The organism is Porphyromonas levii DSM 23370 (genome assembly GCF_000379925.1).
Classification (GTDB): domain Bacteria; phylum Bacteroidota; class Bacteroidia; order Bacteroidales; family Porphyromonadaceae; genus Porphyromonas_A; species Porphyromonas_A levii.
This window is the reverse complement of the sequence record NZ_KB904272.1, coordinates 22,554-44,813: the sequence shown is the minus strand read 5'-3', so window position 1 is coordinate 44,813 and position 22,260 is coordinate 22,554. Positions and strand designations below refer to the sequence as shown.

18 protein-coding genes are annotated in these 22,260 nt (G+C 46.9%); 9 read left to right on the top strand and 9 right to left on the bottom strand.

Annotation, left to right across the window (positions count from 1 at the left end; genetic code table 11):
• Window positions 1-7: 7 nt before the first annotated feature.
• The 3 genes from clpB to A3GG_RS0107975 form a co-directional block, all read right to left on the bottom strand.
• A complete protein-coding gene (gene clpB, locus A3GG_RS0107985) occupies window positions 8-2,575 on the bottom strand; it encodes an ATP-dependent chaperone ClpB (protein ID WP_018358776.1) in 2,568 nt (855 codons plus the stop codon).
• A 175-nt stretch (window positions 2,576-2,750) separates the two neighbouring features.
• Window positions 2,751-5,033: a family 20 glycosylhydrolase gene (locus A3GG_RS0107980; RefSeq protein WP_018358775.1), complete on the bottom strand. Its 2,283-nt coding sequence runs from the start codon at window positions 5,031-5,033 to the stop codon at window positions 2,751-2,753.
• Window positions 5,030-6,085, bottom strand: a complete 1,056-nt coding sequence (locus tag A3GG_RS0107975; RefSeq protein WP_156808713.1) for an aminotransferase class I/II-fold pyridoxal phosphate-dependent enzyme — start codon at window positions 6,083-6,085, stop codon at window positions 5,030-5,032. Before A3GG_RS0107975 ends, A3GG_RS0107980 begins: the two co-directional genes overlap by 4 nt.
• Before the next feature lie 382 nt (window positions 6,086-6,467).
• On the opposite strand from A3GG_RS0107975, the gene kbl reads away from it, so the two are divergent.
• From kbl to coaA, 3 genes are all read left to right on the top strand, one after another.
• The gene (gene kbl / locus A3GG_RS0107970) at window positions 6,468-7,667 is read left to right on the top strand and encodes a glycine C-acetyltransferase (protein ID WP_018358773.1); all 1,200 of its coding nucleotides are present in this window, start codon (window positions 6,468-6,470) and stop codon (window positions 7,665-7,667) included.
• A 105-nt stretch (window positions 7,668-7,772) separates the two neighbouring features.
• The gene (locus A3GG_RS0107965) at window positions 7,773-8,951 is read left to right on the top strand and encodes a metallophosphoesterase family protein (RefSeq protein WP_018358772.1); all 1,179 of its coding nucleotides are present in this window, start codon (window positions 7,773-7,775) and stop codon (window positions 8,949-8,951) included.
• Window positions 8,948-9,880, top strand: a complete 933-nt coding sequence (gene coaA, locus A3GG_RS0107960; RefSeq protein WP_018358771.1) for a type I pantothenate kinase — start codon at window positions 8,948-8,950, stop codon at window positions 9,878-9,880. The genes A3GG_RS0107965 and coaA overlap by 4 nt, the downstream gene beginning before the upstream one ends.
• On the opposite strand, the gene A3GG_RS0107955 is transcribed toward coaA, so the two are convergent.
• Genes A3GG_RS0107955 through dapB form a run of 4 tightly spaced genes read right to left on the bottom strand, consistent with a single transcriptional unit; the run spans window position 9,866 to window position 12,893 of the window.
• The gene (locus A3GG_RS0107955) at window positions 9,866-10,456 is read right to left on the bottom strand and encodes a WbqC family protein (protein ID WP_018358770.1); all 591 of its coding nucleotides are present in this window, start codon (window positions 10,454-10,456) and stop codon (window positions 9,866-9,868) included. The genes coaA and A3GG_RS0107955 overlap by 15 nt on opposite strands.
• Window positions 10,453-10,782, bottom strand: a complete 330-nt coding sequence (locus tag A3GG_RS0107950; protein ID WP_018358769.1) for a hypothetical protein — start codon at window positions 10,780-10,782, stop codon at window positions 10,453-10,455. The genes A3GG_RS0107955 and A3GG_RS0107950 overlap by 4 nt, the downstream gene beginning before the upstream one ends.
• 3 nt (window positions 10,783-10,785) lie before the next feature.
• Window positions 10,786-12,162, bottom strand: a complete 1,377-nt coding sequence (gene lepB, locus A3GG_RS0107945) for a signal peptidase I (protein ID WP_018358768.1) — start codon at window positions 12,160-12,162, stop codon at window positions 10,786-10,788.
• A gap of 11 nt (window positions 12,163-12,173) precedes the next feature.
• On the bottom strand, window positions 12,174-12,893 hold the full coding sequence (gene dapB / locus A3GG_RS0107940; RefSeq protein WP_018358767.1) for a 4-hydroxy-tetrahydrodipicolinate reductase: 720 nt from the start codon (window positions 12,891-12,893) through the stop codon (window positions 12,174-12,176).
• 192 nt (window positions 12,894-13,085) lie between these two features.
• Here dapB and A3GG_RS13125 point away from each other — a divergent pair, with 192 nt between their 5' ends.
• From A3GG_RS13125 to gcvT, 6 genes are read left to right on the top strand one after another with little or no spacing between them, the layout of a single operon-like run.
• On the top strand, window positions 13,086-14,363 hold the full coding sequence (locus A3GG_RS13125) for a pseudouridine synthase (RefSeq protein WP_018358766.1): 1,278 nt from the start codon (window positions 13,086-13,088) through the stop codon (window positions 14,361-14,363).
• Between the two features lie 5 nt (window positions 14,364-14,368).
• Complete coding sequence (gene asnS / locus A3GG_RS0107930; protein ID WP_018358765.1) at window positions 14,369-15,778, top strand: asparagine--tRNA ligase; 1,410 nt, start codon at window positions 14,369-14,371, stop codon at window positions 15,776-15,778.
• A gap of 1 nt (window position 15,779) precedes the next feature.
• Window positions 15,780-16,460 carry a DUF4827 family protein gene (locus tag A3GG_RS0107925; RefSeq protein WP_156808712.1) on the top strand — a complete coding sequence of 227 codons (681 nt, stop codon included), beginning with the start codon at window positions 15,780-15,782 and terminating at the stop codon, window positions 16,458-16,460.
• Window positions 16,461-16,486: 26 nt separating this feature from the next.
• Window positions 16,487-17,869 (top strand): phosphoglucosamine mutase, encoded by a 1,383-nt coding sequence (gene glmM / locus A3GG_RS0107920; protein ID WP_018358763.1) that lies wholly within the window; start codon window positions 16,487-16,489, stop codon window positions 17,867-17,869.
• Window positions 17,866-19,089 carry a peptidase T gene (gene pepT / locus A3GG_RS0107915; RefSeq protein ID WP_018358762.1) on the top strand — a complete coding sequence of 408 codons (1,224 nt, stop codon included), beginning with the start codon at window positions 17,866-17,868 and terminating at the stop codon, window positions 19,087-19,089. The genes glmM and pepT overlap by 4 nt, the downstream gene beginning before the upstream one ends.
• A gap of 42 nt (window positions 19,090-19,131) precedes the next feature.
• On the top strand, window positions 19,132-20,223 hold the full coding sequence (gene gcvT, locus A3GG_RS0107910; protein WP_026215715.1) for a glycine cleavage system aminomethyltransferase GcvT: 1,092 nt from the start codon (window positions 19,132-19,134) through the stop codon (window positions 20,221-20,223).
• A gap of 163 nt (window positions 20,224-20,386) precedes the next feature.
• Here gcvT and A3GG_RS0107905 read toward each other — a convergent pair whose 3' ends face one another.
• Entirely contained in the window at window positions 20,387-21,235 is an 849-nt protein-coding gene (locus tag A3GG_RS0107905; protein ID WP_018358760.1) for an FKBP-type peptidyl-prolyl cis-trans isomerase, read from the bottom strand.
• Window positions 21,236-21,268: 33 nt separating this feature from the next.
• Window positions 21,269-21,859, bottom strand: a complete 591-nt coding sequence (gene bamJ, locus A3GG_RS0107900; protein ID WP_018358759.1) for a BamJ family beta-barrel-assembly machinery protein — start codon at window positions 21,857-21,859, stop codon at window positions 21,269-21,271.
• Window positions 21,860-22,260 lie beyond the last annotated feature (401 nt).

Sequence of the window (22,260 nt, the reverse complement as noted above, 5' to 3'; positions counted from 1 at the left end):
ACCAAACTTATCGAGACAAAAACTTCACTTTTTCGTTCTCAAAATCGAGTTCAATAGGCTGGTCGCTGGAGACCTGCCCCTCGAGCACAGCAACAGAGAGTGGGTTGAGCACCTCTCTTTGGATCACACGTTTTACAGGACGGGCACCATACTGAGGGTCGAATCCGAGTGTAGCGATATACTCCACAGCCCTATCCGTATATGTGAGTTGGAGGTTATTATCAGCCAAAGTCTTTACCACTCTATCCAATTGGATACGCACTACCTGAGCGATCTGCTCCTTGGTAAGCGGACGAAAGACTATTGTCTCATCAATACGATTGAGGAACTCGGGTCTGATTCGCTCTCTGAGGAGTGCCAACACCTGTCGTTCTGTCTTCTCCACCATATCAGGAGCGCCCTCCTCAAAATTACGCTGTATCACATCCGAACCCATATTAGAGGTCATTATGATAATGGTATTCTTGAAATTGACTGTTCTACCCTTATTATCAGTAAGACGTCCATCGTCAAGTACCTGAAGAAGCACATTAAAGACATCGGGGTGTGCCTTCTCTATCTCATCAAAGAGCACTACAGAGTAAGGCTTCCTGCGAATAGCTTCAGTAAGCTGTCCTCCTTCTTCATAGCCCACATATCCTGGAGGCGCTCCCACAAGGCGGGAAGCGGAGTGTTTCTCCTGATACTCGCTCATATCGATACGGGTCATCATATTTTCATCATCAAAGAGAAGCTCGGCAAGCGCCCTAGCGACCTCCGTCTTTCCTACCCCTGTAGTACCAAGGAACAAGAACGACCCTATAGGCTTCTGAGCATCTTGGAGCCCAGCCCTACTCCGTCGCACAGCGTTGGCAATAGCCTCTATTGCTTCATCCTGACCTACAACCCGCTTATGCATCTCATCTTCCAAGTGAAGTAGCTTCTCTCGTTCCGAAGTCATCATACGTGATACAGGGATATTGGTCCACTTAGACACCACCTCTGCGATATCCTCAGCATCTACGACCTCCTTAATAAGAGCGTCGTCTCCCTGAACTTCGTGTAGTTTATGCTCAGCCTCCTCAATGCCTTTCTGGAGTTCCTCCAGCTTGCCATATCGGATGATAGCCACCCGCTCATAGTTACCCTCACGCTCTGCCTGTTCTGCCTCTAGCTTTAGGCGCTCAATCTCAGCCTTATTCTGCTGAATCAGCTCCATCTGAGCCTTTTCGCTATCCCACTTACTCGTGAGTTCGGATTGCTCCGTCTTTAGCTCCGCAATCTCCTTTTCGAGGAGCGCGACCTTGGCAGTATCGCCTTCCATCTTGATGGCTTCGCGCTCTATCTCTAGCTGCTTCATCTTTCGGAGCACCTCATCCAATTCCTCAGGGAGCGAATCTACCTGCATCCTCAGTCTTGCCGCAGCCTCATCCATAAGGTCGATGGCCTTATCAGGCAAAAATCTATCGGTAATATACCTACTAGATAGGCGCACTGCAGCGATGATGGCATCGTCGAGGATACGCACCTTATGGTGGTTTTCATACCGCTCCTTGAGTCCTCGCAGAATACTAATACTTGAAAGCTCATCTGGCTCATCGACCATCACCACTTGGAACCTACGTTCGAGCGCCTTGTCTTTCTCAAAATACTTACGGTACTCATCCAATGTAGTAGCACCGATGATACGTATTTCGCCTCTTGAAAGGGCAGGCTTGAGGATATTGGCTGCATCCATAGCACCTTCGCCTCCACCCGCACCCACGAGTACGTGAATCTCATCGATAAAGAGGATCACCTCTCCCTCAGACTTCTTCACCTCGTTAACCACACTCTTAAGCCGCTCTTCAAACTCTCCCTTATACTTGGCACCAGCCACGAGGGCACCCATATCGAGAGAGAAAATCTGTTTTGTCTTGAGGTTCTCAGGCACATCACCTCGTACGATACGCCTTGCTAAGCCTTCAGCAATAGCGGTCTTACCGACACCTGGCTCACCAATCAGTATCGGGTTATTTTTGGTACGCCTACTCAATATCTGTAGTACGCGTCGAATCTCATCGTCACGCCCGATAACAGGATCGAGCTTTCCATTCTTTGCTTTTTCGCAAAGGTTAATGGCATACTGACCCAGAGCATCGTAGGTATTGTCTGCACTGGGGTTATCCGCCTTTGCTCCGTTTCTTATATTCATAATGTTTTGTCTTAATTGTTGTGTCGTAGTACCACTGCTCTGTAGAAGTCTACCAGCAATGTCTTTTTGCTCTGCTATAGCGAGGAGCAAATGTTCCAAAGCTACATACTTATCGCCCATCTGCTCCGATAGTTTCTCAGCACTCTGAAGGAGCTTTGCAGCGTTATTACTCAGATAAGGTTCGCCACCCTGCACCTTGGGCAAATGACCAAGCTCTTGCTCGGCTTCCTGAAGCACCTTGTTAGCCTGAGGCAACACCGCCTCCACAAGATGCCCTCCACCCGTGAGGATAGCAACTAGAAGGTGCAGAGGCTCTATCGACTGCTGCCCTAGTGACTGTGCATTCTGTATCGCACTTTGCAGAATCTCCTGCGCCTTGATTGTGTATCTATCCCAATTCATATCTATTACTATTTTTACTCCTAGTTCTGCAAAACATTATCCAACTGACAAAAAGAAAGGAGTGACAGGCCAAAAGCCTGCCACTCCATGTAACATTGTCTTCAAACTCTGTCAGAAGTAATTACACATCCAGTCACTTACATAAATAACATGTCGTATCTTGCGATATGGTCTCCTACCAAATCACTATTTCATCCGCAAATAGGAACTTTTGAGAGATAGGCAAGTGGTATTCTATCTTGAGATACCTCGCCATTGTATTGGGATAGAAGGTAAATGTCTCGAACCTAAGACGTGTATCCTTAGGGTCGGTCTGTGATAATACCCTATCTACCACTTGGTAATCCTTGCCATCGGCAGACACAGATAGCTCTACCCACTCAGGCATGTGTATCCAAGGATCAATATCGTGCATACACTTTGTGCTCACTTGAGTCAGCTCAGTAGATGCTCCAAGGTCAATGACACCAATAGTACTTTGGGTGGCGGCATTGCCGAGCCAACGACCATCAAGGTAGGTAATACTCCCTCGCAGCCCGTCTAGCAAAGCAGTTTCCTCTCCTCCTGCAGGATAACCTCCACCGAGTTCGTGCTGCCACTCCACCTTTTTTCCTATCCCCTTGTGGTAATCCAGGCGTAACCGAGTAGGCTCCCCAAGCAACTGACCATCTCTAAATATCCCTGCCACAAGCGTCATACTATCACGCATGGTAAGTGTATCACCCTCTGTGTAAATGGGATCTGCCATAGTAGGTACAGCTCCATCCAAACGATAATGGATCTCATGTGGATAGAGCTCAGTGGTCATGGTTACAGAAAATTCTTGACGGTCATAATTAATCTCATGCTTGATATTAAGAAGAGAAGAGAGTGGATAACTATTAACACCTCTTGCATGTAGCTGAGGAACATGCACATTGACTCTCTTACGAAAGCTCTCCCAATCCTTCAACTCTGGTTTTGTCCACGCCACTTCTGCTAAAGCAAGTACTCTTGGGAAAAGCATGTATTGAGCATGCTCTTCATTCATAATATACTCTGTCCAAAGGTTTCCCTGTACACCATATATATACTTCTGCTCTTCAGGGGTCAGTTCACTAGAAATGGGATTATAGCTATAGGTCTTCTCCAATGGCACGAAGCCGCCTATCTGCTTTCTTTCCGATGCAGTAGGATCTTCTTGATAATAATCAAGATAAAGGTAAGTATTCGGTGTCATGATTACCTTATGCCCAGCGCGAGCAGCCGATAGTCCGCCCTTTTCTCCCCTCCAGCTCATAACAGTAGCTTTGGGAGCTAGTCCTCCCTCAAGGATTTCATCCCATCCAATAATCTGCCGTCCTTTACTATTGAGGTAGGACTCTATCCGATGAATCATATAGCTCTGAAGTTCGTCCACCTCCTTCATCCCCTCACGCTTCATCAATGCAGTACACTTGGGGCAACTCATCCAAGCAGTTTTGCTTGCTTCATCTCCTCCTATATGTATGTATTCAGAGGGGAAAATCTCCATCACCTCATCAAGTACGTGCTCCAAGAAAGTAAAACTTTCCTCATTGCCTATGCAGAAATCACTCTCATATTCAAGCGCCTTACCACTGCAGCTCAACTGAGGGAAGACATGGAGTACCTCCTCGCTGTGACCAGGCATCTCTATTTCAGGAATTACCGTGATACCACGCTCCGCTGCGTAAGCTACGATCTCCCTAGCCTCATCTTGGGTATAGTAGCCACCATAAGCGCCAGGAGCATCCTTATCCAAATACTTTCGATCTTTCTCTATCCACCACTTCTGCCAATCTGTATCGGTTCGGTATGCTGCCTTATCGGTAAGCTCAGGATATTGCTTTATCTGAAGCCGCCACCCAGCTGCGTCTACAAGGTGCCAGTGGAAACGATTGAATTTGTAGTACTGCATTTCATCGAGGAGCTGCTTGATAAAGTCTACACTCATATAGTGACGACTCACATCCAGCATCACTCCCCTGTACTCTAGCCGAGGAGCATCGGCAATCTTTACCTCTGCAATACCCTTATCCGTTACCAGTTGCCTAAGAGTTTGTATCGCATACCCCACTGCTGCAGTGCTACCCGCTATAATGCGCACCTTTTGAGAAGCATCTGTATCTAAGGTATAGGTATCCTCAGGCAACTCCTTATCCATAACCACTCTTATTGCTGCCTTAGCATCATTGGTTGTAAGTGCTATGGGAGACCAACCATGGGCGGATAAAGTCTCATTGAGTTGCTCTACAAGTAACTCTCTATTAGGCACCTCCTCAGGAATGGACACCATACTCTTACTATCCAATGTCAAAGCTCGTAAACTTTTCCACTCCAACTGGTTGGGGAGTGGAATTAGCGAAGGATGCTCGCTTAGCTCTTGGACGCTCGATTTATTACACGACAAGAGCAGCGCCATTAGCACTGCTCCTATCACAAAGACTCTTATCTTCATGCCTCTTTCTCTTCTATCTCAGCATCTGCAAAACGTGAAAAATACTCAGTCATAGCCTCTACTAGGAGCTCATTGGGACGAGCCGAAACAAAGCCGCATATACGTACTTCATTGGGCTCGAGGTCTAGGTCGCTACTCTTAACGCCTACCTTGATGCTATACTCATCCCACAGGAAGGTGGCAAGCTCCTCAGCATTCCCTCTATTCATGCGCACAATAAAAAATGGGGTAGCTCCATACACAACCTCAACATCGCACTTCTGCTCTAGCTTTTCGCCCAACTCCATGGAGTCTCTCAACCACTTGCGCACTGGGATAGTAAACTGTGCAGGATGAAGTAGTATAAAGCGAGTCGCTTCCAGTGCCAAGGTACTTACACATCTAGGCGTATAATTTTCATGGAAAGCACTAATACGCTCTGCCACCGCTACTGCATAGCCCACGCGGAGACCAGGGACATTGAAGGCACGTGAAAACGAACCTACAACGATAAGGTTAGGGTACTTTTTGATATCCGAAGCCTTAATATTATCCTCCACCACATAATTAGCCATCGAAAGGTCTACCACCACAGTAACCTCTGGATGCTCACGGAGCAATGTGAGGATAGATCTACGACTGAACAGCCTACCATCGGGGGTATTGGGATTACAAATCCATAGGTAATCTATACCCTCAAGATCAAGCTTACTTAAATCCTTTACCCCACGCTCCTCCTTTATGGTATGCCCTGCCCTACTGAGCGCATGGCGAAACTCCTGATTGGTAGGAGGCAATATCAGTGAAGTAGCACCCCTAGAGACACTCGCAATCAAGTGCAATGCGCCTGTGGCTCCGTCGGTAACGATGACTTGATCCTCCTTGACCTCGAGACGACGAGAAAGCAAGCGACCAATACTCTCAGCTTCTCGCTCTGGATACTCTTCGATGAGATCGATATTGGTCAGAAGATGCTCTTTCAGACCAGTTAGATCAGCTCCTTTCCATGATATAGAGCCAAAGTCATACACCTCACGAGACACTTCTGCCTGTCCCTTCTCTTTCTTATGCATATTCCCTGTAAACATGTGATTAAAAATACATTTCTCCTTTGGAGGTCAAATTTACCCATAATCCCCGACATATCACCTCTTTGGACAAAACCGACTACTCGCTCATAGACCGACAGCAAACCTCTACTCCCTACCCCACTCAAAGCTAGTATACCTCTCAGTGATTTTGACGAGCGAGAGCGAGAAAATTTATTCCTAGGAATAAATTTATTTTTCTCTAGGAATAAAAATATTTATCTGTACAAATAAATTTATTTTTCTCTAGGAATAAATTTTGGCACTCTGCGGGGACAACTTCTCCCCTATACTTATTTACTGAAAATGTGGTACCTTTGAGGAAAGAAATATCAATACATTATTCCAACCAATAATTATTACAATTATGTACGGATCAATCAAACAGCACCTACAAAAGGAGCTACAAGACACCAAAGAGGCTGGACTCTACAAGAATGAAAGAATCATTACCAGTGAGCAGTATGCAGAAATCACGGTAGACCAGAATGGGAAGAACCAGAGCGTACTCAACTTCTGCGCCAATAACTACCTAGGTCTTTCCAATAACCCACGCCTTATTAAGGCTGCTAAGGAAGCCATGGATAGCCGTGGCTTTGGTCTCTCTTCAGTACGCTTTATCTGTGGTACTATGGATATCCATAAGCAACTCGAGGAGGCTATTAGCAAATACTTCCATACCGAGGATACAATCCTCTATGCAGCTTGTTTCGATGCTAATGGTGGTGTATTTGAGCCTATCATGGGTGCTGAGGATGCGATCATCAGTGACAGCCTCAACCATGCTTCTATCATCGATGGCGTAAGGCTTTGTAAGGCTAAGCGCTACCGCTATGCCAATGGCAATATGGAGGAGCTGGAGCAGTGCCTAAAAGAGGCTCAGGAGCAACGCTTCCGCATTATTGTGACCGACGGTGTGTTCTCTATGGATGGCAATGTGGCACCTATGGATAAGATTTGTGCTCTTGCTGAGAAGTATGATGCACTCGTAATGGTGGATGAGTGCCACTCTGCTGGGGTGGTAGGTAAGACTGGTCATGGCGTAGCTGAGCAGTATGATGTATACGGCAAGATAGATATCCACACTGGTACACTAGGTAAGGCCTTCGGTGGTGCTGTAGGTGGTTTCACTACTGGACGCAAGGAGATTATCGACCTACTCCGTCAGCGCAGCCGCCCATACCTATTCTCCAACTCTCTACCTCCAGCCGTAGTAGGTGCTGGTATCGAGCTATTCAAGATGCTTGAGGAGAGCGACGACCTACACACTAAGCTAGTGGGTAATGTGGAGCGCTTCCGCACCAAGATGACCGCTCTTGGTTTCGACATCAAGCCAACCCAAAGTGCTATTTGTGCTGTAATGCTTTATGATGCACCATTGAGCCAAAAGTTCGCAGCTCGGATGCAGGAAGAGGGTATCTTCGTGACTGGCTTCTACTACCCAGTTGTACCAAAGGGTGAGGCGCGTATCCGCGTACAGCTATCAGCGGCTCACGAGGTAGAGCATATCGATCGTTGCGTGGCTGCCTTTGAAAAGGTTGGTCGCGAACTCGGCGTGATCAAGTAATTCTCTATGACTGAATAAACAACCAAAGGGGCGTGACAAGTAGCATAAACCTTGCTACTTATCACGCCCTTATTTATTATCATTGCACCACCACGACACCAACGAATGAAGCTTAAACGCTATATCCCCCTAGGGATAGTACTTCTTGTAGGCGTACTATTGTGGGTCAATTGGAGCAACTGGTTTGGTGACTTACCCGAACCAGACTTTGAACTACCCGACACCCCACAGCGACTTTTCATTACAGCAGGAGAAGATGGTTTGAACGACCGATCTTTTAGTTGGGTAAGTGGTAGTGAGCAACCTTTTAGTTTTACCCTCGTGAAGGACTCCCTAGCACAGGTCTACCGGCCTTCGCACGAAGCTATCACAACAGGAGGTGGGACGACACACATTTATAATGTAAGGGTCAATCACCTTTCCGAGGGAGCATACAAGTGTTTTGTGACTACGGAAGCGCCGAGAGATACCCTACGAGGAGACTTCACTATTTACCCTAATGATGGTGTCATAGACTTATTATTCATTGGTGATATCCAAGATAGATCCGACACTGGTAGTCGCGAGCTATTTCAAGAGATATATTCCCGCTTCCCCGACATGGATGGCTGGTTATTTATCGGTGATATGATAGAGCGTCCTCACAACCAGTGGTGGGATTTCTTCTACCACACTGTGGACAGTATTGCGCCCCATACAGTCTTCCTCCCTACCCCCGGCAATCACGAATACGAGTTGGGTGGTCTTTGGAGCCTAGGGAGTAGATATGTTGCGACTTTCCCAATGCCACTCAATGGTAATAAGATCACCAATTATTTTGTAGATTATCCTACTGTAAGGGTGATAGCCTTAGAGACGAATAATCTCCTTTGGGACTACTCGGGTAGCCGTAAGTGGTTGGAGCAATCGATAGAGACAAGCCCTGCACCTTTTACCATTGTAATGGGGCACCATGGTGTCTACTCCGTTCGAAAGTGGAGGGTCAATCCGGACATGAAATACGGCATTAACCCTATTCTAAAGGAGCACAGTGTGGATCTACTGCTCCAAGGGCACGACCATGCCTTCAGTCGCAATGGTGTAGCTCCTGATAGACCAATCTACATTACCATGAGCACTAGCGATAAGCAGTACCCTGTGGGCAATCCAAATAACCATACCGTCTCGGAGAGTGGCAACCGCTACTACAGCCACATCAGAATCACCAATGATACCCTCTACTTCGATACGTATCGTGGCGATCATTCATTAATTGATAGTTTTGAGCTTCCCCGTAAGTCATGAATACATCTTCGCCATACCGTACCTTTACACGAGAGGAATGGAGCCGATTAGATAGCCATCCCGACTTCCCTTTTTCTCAGATAGACCTCACTAAGCTACAGGCACTCAATGAGCCACTTACCGAAGCCGAGATCAGCGATATCTATCTGCCGCTCTGTAGACTACTGCAGATCCATATCACGCACTTCCGAAGGTTGCACAATGAGTATGATGTGTTTTTCCACAAAGCAACACACAATGTACCCTATGTTATCGGTATAGCGGGGAGTGTTGCCGTAGGGAAGAGTACGACCGCACGTGTGCTCCAGAAACTGCTCTCAATGGCTGAGGGATGCCCAAAGGTCGACCTCCTGACTACCGATGGCTTCCTCTATCCCAATGCGGAACTAGAAGATAGGGGCATACTAGATAGGAAGGGGTTTCCCGAAAGCTACGATGCACGCCGTCTTATCAACTTCCTATTTAGTGTCAAAAGCGGACGTAGGCTACTAGAAGTACCCACCTACTCCCACCTCTTCTACGACATTATGCCTGAGGAGAAACAGCTTATCGACCAACCCGACATCCTTATCATTGAGGGTATCAATGTGCTTCAAGGAGAGCGAAGCAATGCCCGTAGGCAGATCTTTGTCTCGGACTTTTTCGACTTCAGTATCTATGTCGATGCCCAAGAGTCCGATATCAGACAGTGGTACATCGATAGATTCCTAAAGCTACAAAACACTGCTTTTGCTAATCCTGAGAGCTACTTCTACCGCTTCCACGACCTCCCACACACAGAAGCGGTAGCACTCGCCAATAAGATTTGGGAGGAAATCAACCTAAAGAACCTAGTAGAGAATATTGCGCCCACTAAGTTTCGCTCCCACCTTATCCTAGAGAAGGGCGACGACCACTCAATGCGCGCGGTACGACTAAGGAAGGTCTAGCAAATACAATCGACCTTCGGGGCCAAGATTGAGGAGTAAATCCAAGGAAGAGAGGTAGGGCTGATAGCCATGCCTCTTTTCAAATACTTGCCAATACCTAGGAAGTGACGGCAGGGTCTCGAGATGGGTAGGCTCGATAAGCTCAGGGCAAAACGTCAGCTCCAAATCGGTAATCGGTGGTGTATCGAACCCCCAAATACTACATAGGAGAGCTAACCACTCATGATTGTATGTAATAATACGTGGCTCAGGACAATGAAGAAGATGCTCTAAGCGGTCGGCATAGTGAACCCAGTAGGGCGAAGACTGGTAACTACTCCTCAGTAATTGCCATAGTTTTCTACGCCATTCCCCATGCTCTGAGATTAAGACCTCTCGAGTAGGAGGAGAGGGATAGCCTATTTTCTGCACTGGGATGGTAAAACATTCTCGCCCATGAGCCGTGAACAGCTCTGTGCGATTGCGGAAGCTCTGTTTGTTATACTGCTCTCCCACATAAATGCCCGCCACTGCACCTTGGGCTATTAGCCGTAGATAGTGGGTATTAGGAAGAAAAGCTGATGGTAGTGTAATCATAATCTAAGCCGACCTATCACTTTGCCCTTGACCTGTGCCGATACGATCTGAATAGGTTCGCCTCCTACCTCAACAAGTAGTCGCTCTCCGGATTGCTCTCTATACTCAGCAGGAACAATCTCCCCCTTGGCCAGCTCCACAAGCAGCTCATCTCCTACTGCATGCGGCATTGACTGTATCGCCACAAAGAGCAAAGCCCTTGGCGATGCTACGTAGTAAGTTCCAAGCAAAAAAGACTTTATAAGTAGTAGAAGCAAAGCCAGCAGTAGTAGCCAAGTCCATACCCAGCCACGCTCATTACTGTGCTTTGTGCTACCGAAGTTCATAGGCTATCGTGGCACTTTGAAGAAACGGTTCCAGCGCACATTACCCTTATCCTTATCCCATGAGAGCCATATAAATAGAGGCTTACCTACAATGTGATCCTCAGGCACTAGTCCCCAGCTACGAGAGTCCAAACTATTGTGTCTGTTATCGCCCATCATCCAATAGTAGTCCATCCCAAAAGTATAGGTATCAGTTGCGGCACCGTCAATATAGATGATGCCCTCCTTTACCACTAAGTCATGCCCCTCATAGTTCCGGATACAGCGCTCGTAGAGCTGCAAGTTATCTGGGGTAAGTACGATGGTAGCACCTGCCCTTGGAATCCAAAGAGGACCATAGTTATCGCGAGTCCAGCCCGTAGCCATATTGATTGGATAGGTCAAAAACTGATCTGGTGTAGGGTCTGGCTCAATAGCAATACGATGGACATGCGAATGACGATCAAGCTGAGCCTTCATATCCTTAGTTAGAGGAAGATGATAGATAGCGCCCCTAGGATGAGTTGGCTCCGAGCCTTGGTTAATCACGACATCATTGGAGAGGAGTATGACATCATCATTGTTGACCCCCAACTCTTGAAGCTCGCTAGGAGAGAAGTGGTAACCATCAGTCTCCACAAAGTAATTGTACTGGAGGAGCTCTGGCTCCTTTAGCTTCTGCCCATTGATATAAACGGCATTATTTATGATTTGGAGCGAATCTCCTGGCAGACCTATAGCACGCTTCACATAGTGATCGCGCATATCTACTGGACGATATACCACCTTACCAAAGGTGCGCTCATCGAACCATACACGCTCTCTCCCATACTGCTTTACCAACGTATAGTAATCTGGTTTGGTAACCTGGAGTGCCACAGTATCACCAACGGGAAAATTGAAGACCACAATATCGTTGAGCTTGACCTTGCCTAACCCTTTCAGTCTTTTGTACTCCCATTGTGGATGGTCAAGATAAGCCTTCCCTCCACCAGGGAATCGATTGTGCATGAGGGGGAAGGCTATCGGGGTCATGGGTACACGTGGACCATAGCTTAGTTTGCTCACAAATAGATGATCACCGATAAGGGCAGTCTTCTCGAGCGAACCACTAGGAATCTTGAACTGCTGGAAGACAAAGAGGTTGATCGCATGCACAATAAGCAATACTACTACTAAATCCTCTACTAAACCCATTATGCCTCTGACAAATGAGCTCTTGGACTTTTTCCACCAGCGCCAATGTACAATGTTACTAATATATATATCGAAAAGTATAGGTAGTAATAGCAAAGCCCAAAGGCTCCTCGCCCAAAAACAAAAGCCGATTAGTATTATCACCCATATAGCGAACTTTATCCAGTTCCCTTTAGCTACCGATTTCCAATCAATATTCTTCATATCTAATCTTATCAATCTAATGAAATCAAATCCTCCATCCCGAAGAGTCCTTTCTTGCCTTGCACAAACTCTGCTGCGAGCACAGCACCTAATGCCAAAGCTGCTCTACCCTTTGCCTCATGTTTTATCTCGATACTATCCTCTGCACTCTCATAACGAATAATATGTGTACCTGGCACTTCGCCCTCACGTACCGAGCGAATCAGAAGCTGATTAGGGGTATGCTCTGGCATCTCACTTGGAGCGAGATAAGCAAGCGTCTCCGTCTTGGATGCCAATTGTTCTACCACCTCGTTGGCAAGCGTAAGCGCAGTGCCACTTGGATAATCGAGCTTATGGATATGATGTACCTCCTCTACCATAGGTTCGTAACCAGAGAAACGATTCATCATGCGCGCCAGCTGACGATTGATTTGCCTGAACAGATAAATACCGACACTGAAGTTGGAAGCATAGAAGAGAGTACCATTATTCTGATCGACTGCGTTTACTGCCTTATCCCAGTCGAGCAGCCACCCCGTAGTACCAGATACCACTGGGATCCCCTGTGCTAGCGCTTTAGTGATATTGCCTAAGGCTGAATCAGGCTGTGTAAACTCAATCGCTACATCACACTGAGGGAGCTCATTCCATGCACCATCTATCTTGCCTACTATCTCATGACCACGAGAGAGCGCCACACGCTCTATCTCATGACCCATACGACCATAGCCTACCAAACAAATCTTCATCGCGTATATCTATTAAATAACAAAACGTTGCCAACAAAGATACCACTTTTACCCAAACTACAGAGACGCACCCGACCAATGGCTCAACCAATCTTTTTAGTATTGGTATAGTGTAATCTTTTCTGTAACTTTGTGGACAGAAGAAATGGATTGTACTGTATTTTAATAGATAAAATAGAATTCGGAAAGAATATGGAATGGAACAAGATCCCGCCAAGGAAGCCACTCGCGACGAGTCGCAATGAGGGCGGTGAATGGAATGAGTATAGCCGTGAGGCTGGTGATACTTCCAGCAATGCCTCTTACGATACTCCCCACAGGAGGTACGCAGGAGAGGAGGGCTCAGAAAGAGGGATAGATGGACAGCCAAGGCGTCGTCGCCGTATCAGCGAGATGCAGAGAAGCAGTGGGGCTCCTGAAAGATCTTACCAACAGAGGGAGGGTTATCGCTCTGAGGGTGATGGTTATGGCAATTACCAAAGAGAGCGAAACAATGATCGCTCTGAGCAGCACTCTTATTATAAGGAGCAGTACAACCAAGTAAGGGAGGCTAAGCGCCAACGCTTGGGGCAGAACTATGAGGGAAATCAGGAGCGCGCTCCTAGAGGTAATAACTATGGGGACAGACGTACCCAAGGTGGGGGTCAGCGGCCAAATAAAAGAGATGGTGGGGGTAAGAACTTCGGCAATAAGCCTAGACGTCAGCACGAAAATAGACCTCCTGTGTACGAACAGGATCCTATAGATATTTCGGAGGCTATTCGCCTTAATAAGTTCCTATCGAATGCAGGGGTTTGCTCTCGCCGTGAGGCGGACGAACTGATAAAGGTAGGCGCAGTGCTAGTGAATGGTTTGCCCGTGACGGAACTGGGAACTAAGATTACGGCTCAAGATAGGGTAGAAGTCAATGGACGTGAGGTGAAGCCTGAGAATAAGGTGTACGTACTCCTCAATAAACCTCGCAATTGTGTGACGACAACAGAGGATCCACAAGAGCGACTAACGGTGACCCACTTGGTGCGTAATGCTTGTAAGGAGCGTATCTATCCTGTGGGAAGGCTAGATAGAAACACCACTGGAGTGCTGCTTCTGACTAACGATGGTGACTTGGCTGCAAAGCTAGTACACCCTTCATTTAAGAAAAAGAAAATCTACCACGTGTGGCTAGATAAGGAGGTAACAGCTGAGGATATGCAAAAGATTGCCGACGGCGTAGAGCTTGAGGACGGAGAGATGCATGCCGATGCGATTAGCTATGTGGCTGATGATGACCTTACTCAGGTGGGTATAGAGATACACTCGGGACGTAATAGGATTGTTCGCCGAATATTTGAACACCTAGGTTATCATGTAAAGAAACTCGATAGGGTTTACTTCGCAGGTCTGACCAAGAAGAATCTTGGCAGGGGAAAGTGGCGTTATCTCACGCAAGATGAAGTTAATACTTTATTGATGGGTGCTTTTGAGTAATTCAGATGATTATACAGATGGAAAGGACTAAGATTGTAGATATACTAATCGCTCCTGAGGCAGGTAGCGATGTGAACATTAAGGGATGGGTAAGGACTAAGCGAGGATCTAAGGGCATCAGCTTTGTGGCAGTAAATGATGGTAGTTGTATTCATAACTTACAGGTAGTAGTAGATCATCAATCCTTCGACGAGGAACTACTAAAAAAGATCACTACTGGTGCCTCCGTAAGTATTACTGGGCTTCTCACTGAGTCTCAAGGCAAAGGACAGAGCGTAGAGATACAAGCGAAAGAAATCCTATTGTACGGAGAAGCCGATCCTATGACCTATCCACTACAGAAGAAGGGGCACGGGATGGAGTTTCTACGTGAGATAGCGCACCTGCGCCCTCGTACCAACACCTTTGGCGCTGTATTCCGCATCAGACACCATATGGCGATAGCAATCCACAAGTTCTTCCACGAAAGAGGATTCTTCTATTTCCATACACCACTCATCACGGCTTCGGATGCCGAGGGTGCAGGTGCTATGTTCGAGGTAACTACCCTGAATATCGATAACCCTCCTCGCCATGAGGATGGTACAGTAGATTACTCCGAGGACTTTTTTGGTCGTCGAACCAATCTTACTGTATCTGGTCAGCTAGAGGGAGAGCTTGCGGCCACTGCACTAGGAGCTATTTATACTTTTGGTCCTACCTTTAGGGCAGAGAACTCCAATACCCCTCGCCACTTGGCAGAGTTTTGGATGATTGAGCCAGAGATCGCCTTCTACGATATTGTAGATAATATGAATCTTGCTGAGGAATTTATCAAGTACCTAGTGCAGTGGGCGCTGGACAACTGTCGTGACGACCTCGAGTTCCTCAATAACATGATAGACAAAGAGCTTATTGCTCGTCTCGAGTCTGTAGTGAGCAAGGAGTTTAAGCGCCTGACTTATACCGAAGGCGTGAAGATACTTGAGGATGCTGTGGCAAAAGGACATAAGTTCGAATACCCTGTCTTCTGGGGTGCCGACCTTGCTTCAGAGCATGAGCGCTATCTCGTAGAAAACCACTTCAAGACACCAGTCATCCTTACCGACTACCCTGCCGAGATAAAGGCTTTCTACATGAAGCAGAATGAAGATGGCAAGACAGTCCGTGCTATGGATGTGCTCTTCCCTAAGATTGGTGAGATTATCGGTGGTTCCCAAAGAGAGGAGAGCTATGAAAAGCTAGTAAGACGCTGTGATGAGACAGGTGTGCCTACTAAGGAGATGAGTTGGTATCTCGATACCCGCAGGTTTGGTACTGTCCCCCACTCTGGCTTTGGACTAGGCTTTGAGCGCCTCCTACTATTTGTAACAGGGATGGGCAATATTCGAGATGTGATTCCATTCCCACGCACACCTAATAATGCAGATTTCTAAGATGACAAAGGGTAAGATAATCGCAACTGCGCTCCTATTGCTTATTGCAATGGGCGCAACTAGTTGCCGCCAGAAGCGCATCTCCTATACTGATATGATAAAGAGGGAGAGCACAGAAATACAAGCGTTTATGAACGAAAAGGGCTTCACTATCATAGACAAGCTCCCTCAGGATCTCAAGATGCAACCCAAACAGTTCTATGAGATTAAGAATGATGCTGGCGTAGGCCTTGGGGTATATATCAATGTACTCACCCCTGGTAGCGACCTCAAAGATATGGCCGTGTCACAAGAGACCTCAGTAAGCGCCCGTTTTTCATACACAGTAATAGGGAAGCGCATGATTAATGGTCCTGTGAAGATGAGTAATATCGGTGCTTCGGACAGCGAGACACCTGCTGCTACCTTTGTTTACCAAGGTAATGTGAATACCGATATGCAGCAAGGGAGCTTCCCAGCTGCCCCAAATTCTACAGTTGGCGAAGAGGGGATGGCGCAATTCGTATGTAATGCGATGATGCTTGCTCTGAAGCATGTGCCACTAGGGTCTGCAATACAGATGATAACATCATTTAGAGAGGGTCCAGCATTTACCTTCCAGGCAGGCTCTTCGTTTGCCAACGAAAACGAGGCAGGCGTGGCACTGTATTACGATAAGCTTATATTCTCACATAAGAAATAACCTAATCTCAACTACAAAGTAAAGTCATGAGTTTGATTACATCAATATCGGGCATAAGAGGGACTATTGGAGGAGGGCAGAGCGACGGGCTCAACCCTATCAATATCGCAGAGTTCACTGCATCTTATGCTCAGTTTATCCGCAAGAATAGCCCAGTAAAGAGTGGAAAGATCGTAGTAGGTCGTGACGCCCGTATGTCGGGAGATATGGTTCGCCACGTGGTAATAGGAACGCTCCTAGGCATGGGCTTTGAGGTCGTAGACCTTGGACTTGCCACAACACCGACCACAGAGCTGGCTGTGATTCATGAAAAAGCAGACGGTGGTATCATCATTACAGCGAGCCACAACCCAAGGCGCTGGAATGCCCTGAAGCTCCTCAATCACAATGGGGAATTTCTATCAAGTACTGAGGGAGGAGTGGTATTAGAGATGGCAAAGGACGGACAATTAGAGTTTGCTGATGTAGATCAGATTGGCAAGGTCACCCAACGCTCCTATACCGATCAACATATTCAAGATGTCCTCGCACTTCCCGAGGTAGACGTGGAGGCTATCCGTAAGGCTGGCTTTGTAGTAGCAGTAGATACCATCAATTCGGTAGGTGGCGTTGTGATTCCACAACTTCTAGAGGCGCTTGGCGTAAAGGAGTACCATATTATATATGGAGAGCCTACTGGCGACTTTGCTCACAACCCAGAGCCGCTACCTCAAAATCTAGTTGGTCTCTCCTCTTTAGTCAAGGAGAAAGGAGCACATGTAGGTTTCTCGGTCGACCCAGACGTCGATAGATTGGCTATATACAGCGAAGACGGAACGCCTTTTGGTGAGGAGTACACGCTGGTGAGTGTTGCGGACTATCTCCTAGAGCTCTATCCTGGGGGCAATACCGTTTCCAATCTTAGCTCCACTCGTGCGCTCCGTGATGTAACACTGCAGCATGGCGGCGAGTACTTCGCAGCCGCTGTAGGAGAAGTAAATGTCACTACGAAGATGAAGGAAGTGGGAGCCCTTATCGGTGGAGAAGGCAATGGCGGAGTCATCTATCCGAAGTCGCATTATGGTAGAGACTCTCTCGTAGGTATCGCTCTATACCTCACCCTTCTAGCCAAGCGCAATACTACTCCTACTAAGCTATTGGCGACTCTACCTACCTATTACATGGTGAAGAAGAAGGCAGAGCTTACCCCAGACCTTAATGTAGATCAGATACTCAAGGAGATTGAGAATGAGTACAAGGGGAAAGCCGAGGTAACCACTATTGATGGAGTGAAGCTCGACTTCCCAGATAAGTGGGTACATCTAAGGAAAAGTAACACAGAACCTATCGTCCGTATATATGCCGAAGCACAGAGTAACGAAGAGGCTACAGCCATAGCGGACGAGATAATAAAAAAGATAGAGAGATGAGACAACCAGTAGTTGAGCGTTTCTTACGCTATATCGCTATAGATACAAAGTCAGACCCAGAGTCTACCACAACACCTAGTTCGGATATCCAATGGGATCTTGCTAAGCTCCTAAAGGAAGATATGGAACAAATGGGGCTACAAGATGTATCGCTAGATGATAACTGCTACCTTATGGGCACCCTACCCGCCAATTGCGATTGGGATCAACCTGTAATAGGTTTTGTTTCCCACATGGATAGTGCGCCCGACATGAGTGGCAAAGATATCAAGCCTCAGTTTGTCCAATATAAAGGTGGCGATATTATCCTCGACGCCAAAGAGGACATCCGTATCTCAGTAGAGACATTCCCCGACTTAGAGGATTACAAAGGGCAAGAAATCATTACCACAGACGGTCACACCCTACTCGCTGCTGATGACAAAGCTGGCATTTCAGCCATACTAGAGGCAGTGCAGTACCTTATCGATCATCCAGAGATTAAGCATGGTGCTATCAAGGTGGGCTTTACACCCGATGAGGAGATTGGTCGTGGAGCTGATAAGTTCGACGTCAAGAAGTTTGGAGCCGACTTCGCCTACACCATCGATGGTGGTAAGATTGGCGAACTACAGTTTGAGAACTTCAATGCTGCAGGGGCAAAGGTAACCTTCAAAGGGCTCAACGTACATCCTGGCGATGCTAAGGGCAAGATGATCAATGCCCAACTCCTCGCCATGGAGTACAATAGCTATCTTCCAGAGGCATTGCCAAGCAATACTGAGGGCTACGAAGGTTTTTACCACCTTGTAGGCATGAGTGGAACTGTGGAGGAAGCCGAGCTTCACTACATTCTCAGGGATCACGATAGAGAGCAATTCGAAATCAAGAAGAGCTGCATCACTGAGATTGCTAGGCGTATCAATGAGATTTATGGCGCAGGCAGGTGCACCGCAGTCATTACCGACCAGTACTTCAATATGCGCGAAGTGGTGGAGGATAAGATGTATATCGTAAACCACGCTGCGGAAGCCATGAAGGCAGCAGGTGTAGAACCAGTCATCGAGCCTATTCGTGGAGGTACTGATGGCGCTAAGCTCTCATACATGGGGCTGCCATGTCCGAATATCTTCGCTGGTGGACACAATTTCCACGGAAGGTACGAGTACCTACCAGTACCATCACTAGAGAAATCTATGGAGGTTATCATTAAGATTGCCTCTACCGAGGTCAAGAAATAAGAATTTAGTACTAATACTTTTATAGAAAAGAGAACTATGGAATTGAAGACTACTCCATTTACCGATATCCATATCGCACTTGGAGCCAAGATGGCTCCATTCGCTGGATACAACATGCCAATCCAATACGAGGGTATCAACCCAGAACACATGAATGTGATTGACAATGTAGGCGTATTTGATGTATCACACATGGGAGCCGTCATCGTTAGCGGTCCTAAAGCACTAGAATTTCTACAAGCTGTAACTAGCAACGATGTAAGCAAACTAGAGGTTGGCAAGGCTCAGTATACCTATATGCCAAATGGCAAGGGAGGCATCGTAGATGACTTCATCATGTATCAGCTAGAGAATGGTAGATATATGTGTGCAGTTAATGCTGCCAATATAGAGAAGGACTTCAACTGGATGAAGCAGCACCAGTACGAAGGTGTTGTCCTAGAGAACGACTCCGAGCGAGTTAGCATCCTAGCTGTCCAAGGTCCTAAGGCCAAAGCAACCATTCAGAAGTGTGTCGATGTCAATCTCGACGACATTGCATACTACCACTATGCACTAGGCAAGTTCGCTGGACTTGATTGTATCATCTCTAACACTGGATACACCGGTGCAGGTGGCTTTGAGCTCTACTTCAAGGATCTCAAGGATGCTCGCCTTGTATGGGACACTCTATTCGAGGCAGGCAAAGAGTTTGGTATCAAGCCTACTGGTCTAGGTGCTCGCGATACCCTTAGGCTCGAGATGGGCTTCTGTCTCTATGGTCACGATATCGATGATACCACCAATCCTCTCGAGGCTGGTCTAGGCTGGATTACTAAGTTCGTAGACGGCAAAGAGAAGATGACCGACCGTGACTTCCTGCTCAAGACCAAGGAAGAGGGCATCAAGAATCGTCTCGTTGGCTTCGAGCTAAAGGAGAAAGGCGTACCACGCCAAGACTACGAGATTGTAGATGCTAATGGTAACGTGATTGGACGTGTCACCTCAGGGGCACCAGCACCAAGCCTTGATGGCAAGGGTGTTGGTCTTGGCTACGTCAAGAGAGAGTTTAAGGATCCAGGTAGCGAGATCTTTATCCGCATCCGCAAGAAGGATATCCCTGCAGAGGTAATCAAGCTTCCATTCCGCAAGTAATCGTTACTTGTTATTATACATAAGAGCCGTGAAAGCCAAGTGCTTTCACGGCTCTCTTTATTGCCCTGAAGGAAGAGTGCTAATATTTACAATATTATAGTGGCTATACAGGCGATTGCCCACATAGCCACTATAATATATTGTATCAGTAGGTCTCTACTTATTACTTAGCTGGAGACACCTTAATAAGCTCGCACTCAAACTTGAGTAGACCAGCAGGACCATTCGTAGGAGTACCTAGCTCTCCATAAGCGAGGTTACCAGGAATCCATAGGGTGAAAGTAGAACCCTCTGGCATGAGCTGGAAGCCCTCAGTCCAACCAGCAATCACACGGTCAAGTGGGAAAGAAGTAGGCTCATTGCGATCATAAGATGAGTCGAAAACCTCACCCATAACATCCGTACCCTTGTAGTGCACAGTTACAGTGTCCGTCGCATTTGGCTTCACGCCTGTACCTAGCTTAGTCACCTTATACATAAGACCACTCTCAGTCTTCATTACCTCAGAATCAGCTGCAAGCTCGGCAAGGATCTTATCCTGAGCCTCTATCTGCTTAGCCTCCTTAGCCTTCTGCTCTTCCATAGCCTTTTGCTGCATCTTAGCCTGGTAAGAGTTCATGAATGCCATTGCCTCATCCTCAGTCATCAGACCCTGATCCCTAAGCATATCGGCAAAACCAGCTACGAGATTATCGATATTTACAGTGCTATCCTCCTGAGTACCCCTGCGGAAGTTCTCGCCGATACCATAGCCTTGGTTGTAAGAAGAGCTCTTACCACCCTTGTCATAAGCACCGTCAGCTAGACCCTGAAGGAATTCTTCCATGTTAATGGTAGAATCCTGCTCCAGATAGCCCTTATACTGAGCACCGTTAAGGATACCAATTGCGTAAGAAACGCTGTCGTTATCCTGAGTAAAGCTAGCGGATTTAATCTTACCTCCACCGCAAGAAGATACGAGCAGACCTACGCCCATAAGGGTAGCTGCAACACCTGTGAAAGTCCTTTTCATTATCTTTCCAATTAATTGTTATGATTGTGTATATTACTTCTCGATACTTAGTAGCTCGATATCGAAGATCAGCGTACTATATGGCTCTATTGCCTGACCAGCCCCACGCTCTCCGTAAGCATGCTGATAAGGAATGGTCACCCTCCACTTAGAGCCTACAGGCATCATTTGGAGGATCTCTTGCCAACCCATAATCACGCCATTCACTGGGAATACCGCTGGCTCGCCACGCTCTACAGAGCTATCAAACACAGTCCCATTAATCAGCGTACCATGATAGTGACACTTCACCTTGTCGGTTGCCGAAGGCTTCTCGCCCTCTCCCTTTTGGAGCACCTCAAACTGTACACCCGATGGAAGAGTGGTTACCCCCTCCTTCTTGCCATTGATCATCTGATACTCAGCACCTGCTTTCTTGTTGAGCTCCATACGTTCCTCATGTAGCTTTGTGAAGTAGGCATTAATTACCTGCTTAGCCTCATCGATAGTCATCTCGGTCTCTTTCTCTTGGAGCACATCCAGCACAGCCTTACTGAAATCCTCAGGGCAATTTATCTCTATACCTTCGCCCTTAAAATTATGACCCATGCTCAGACCAATAGCGTAGCTTATCTTATCTGTCATCTTATTTCCTTCAATTTTCTATTATTCAATATAATTCGCCTGCAAAGATAGCAAAAAATAGAGTAACTACCCCTACCCTCAAGACCCCCGATATCAAATACCGACCATGCTCACCTATCTCATTTTCCTTTCCTCTGTAGAAAATCGCTCAGCGGTCTACTAGTTCTACAGATTCCCTCTCGGGAGGGACTCCAGTTCTTCACGGGAGGGACTCCAGTTCCTAGCCATATAAACTCCAGTCCCTCGCGGGAGAGACTGTCCTAGATATACCGAGGACTTTTTTGCCTGTACTAGAGCCACCAATGCTAGTCTAGCGAAAAACATCACCGAAATTGTATAAAATCATCCACTACTATTGTTTTAGAAGGTGGTGAAAAATATGTATCTTTGTGCTGGAATAT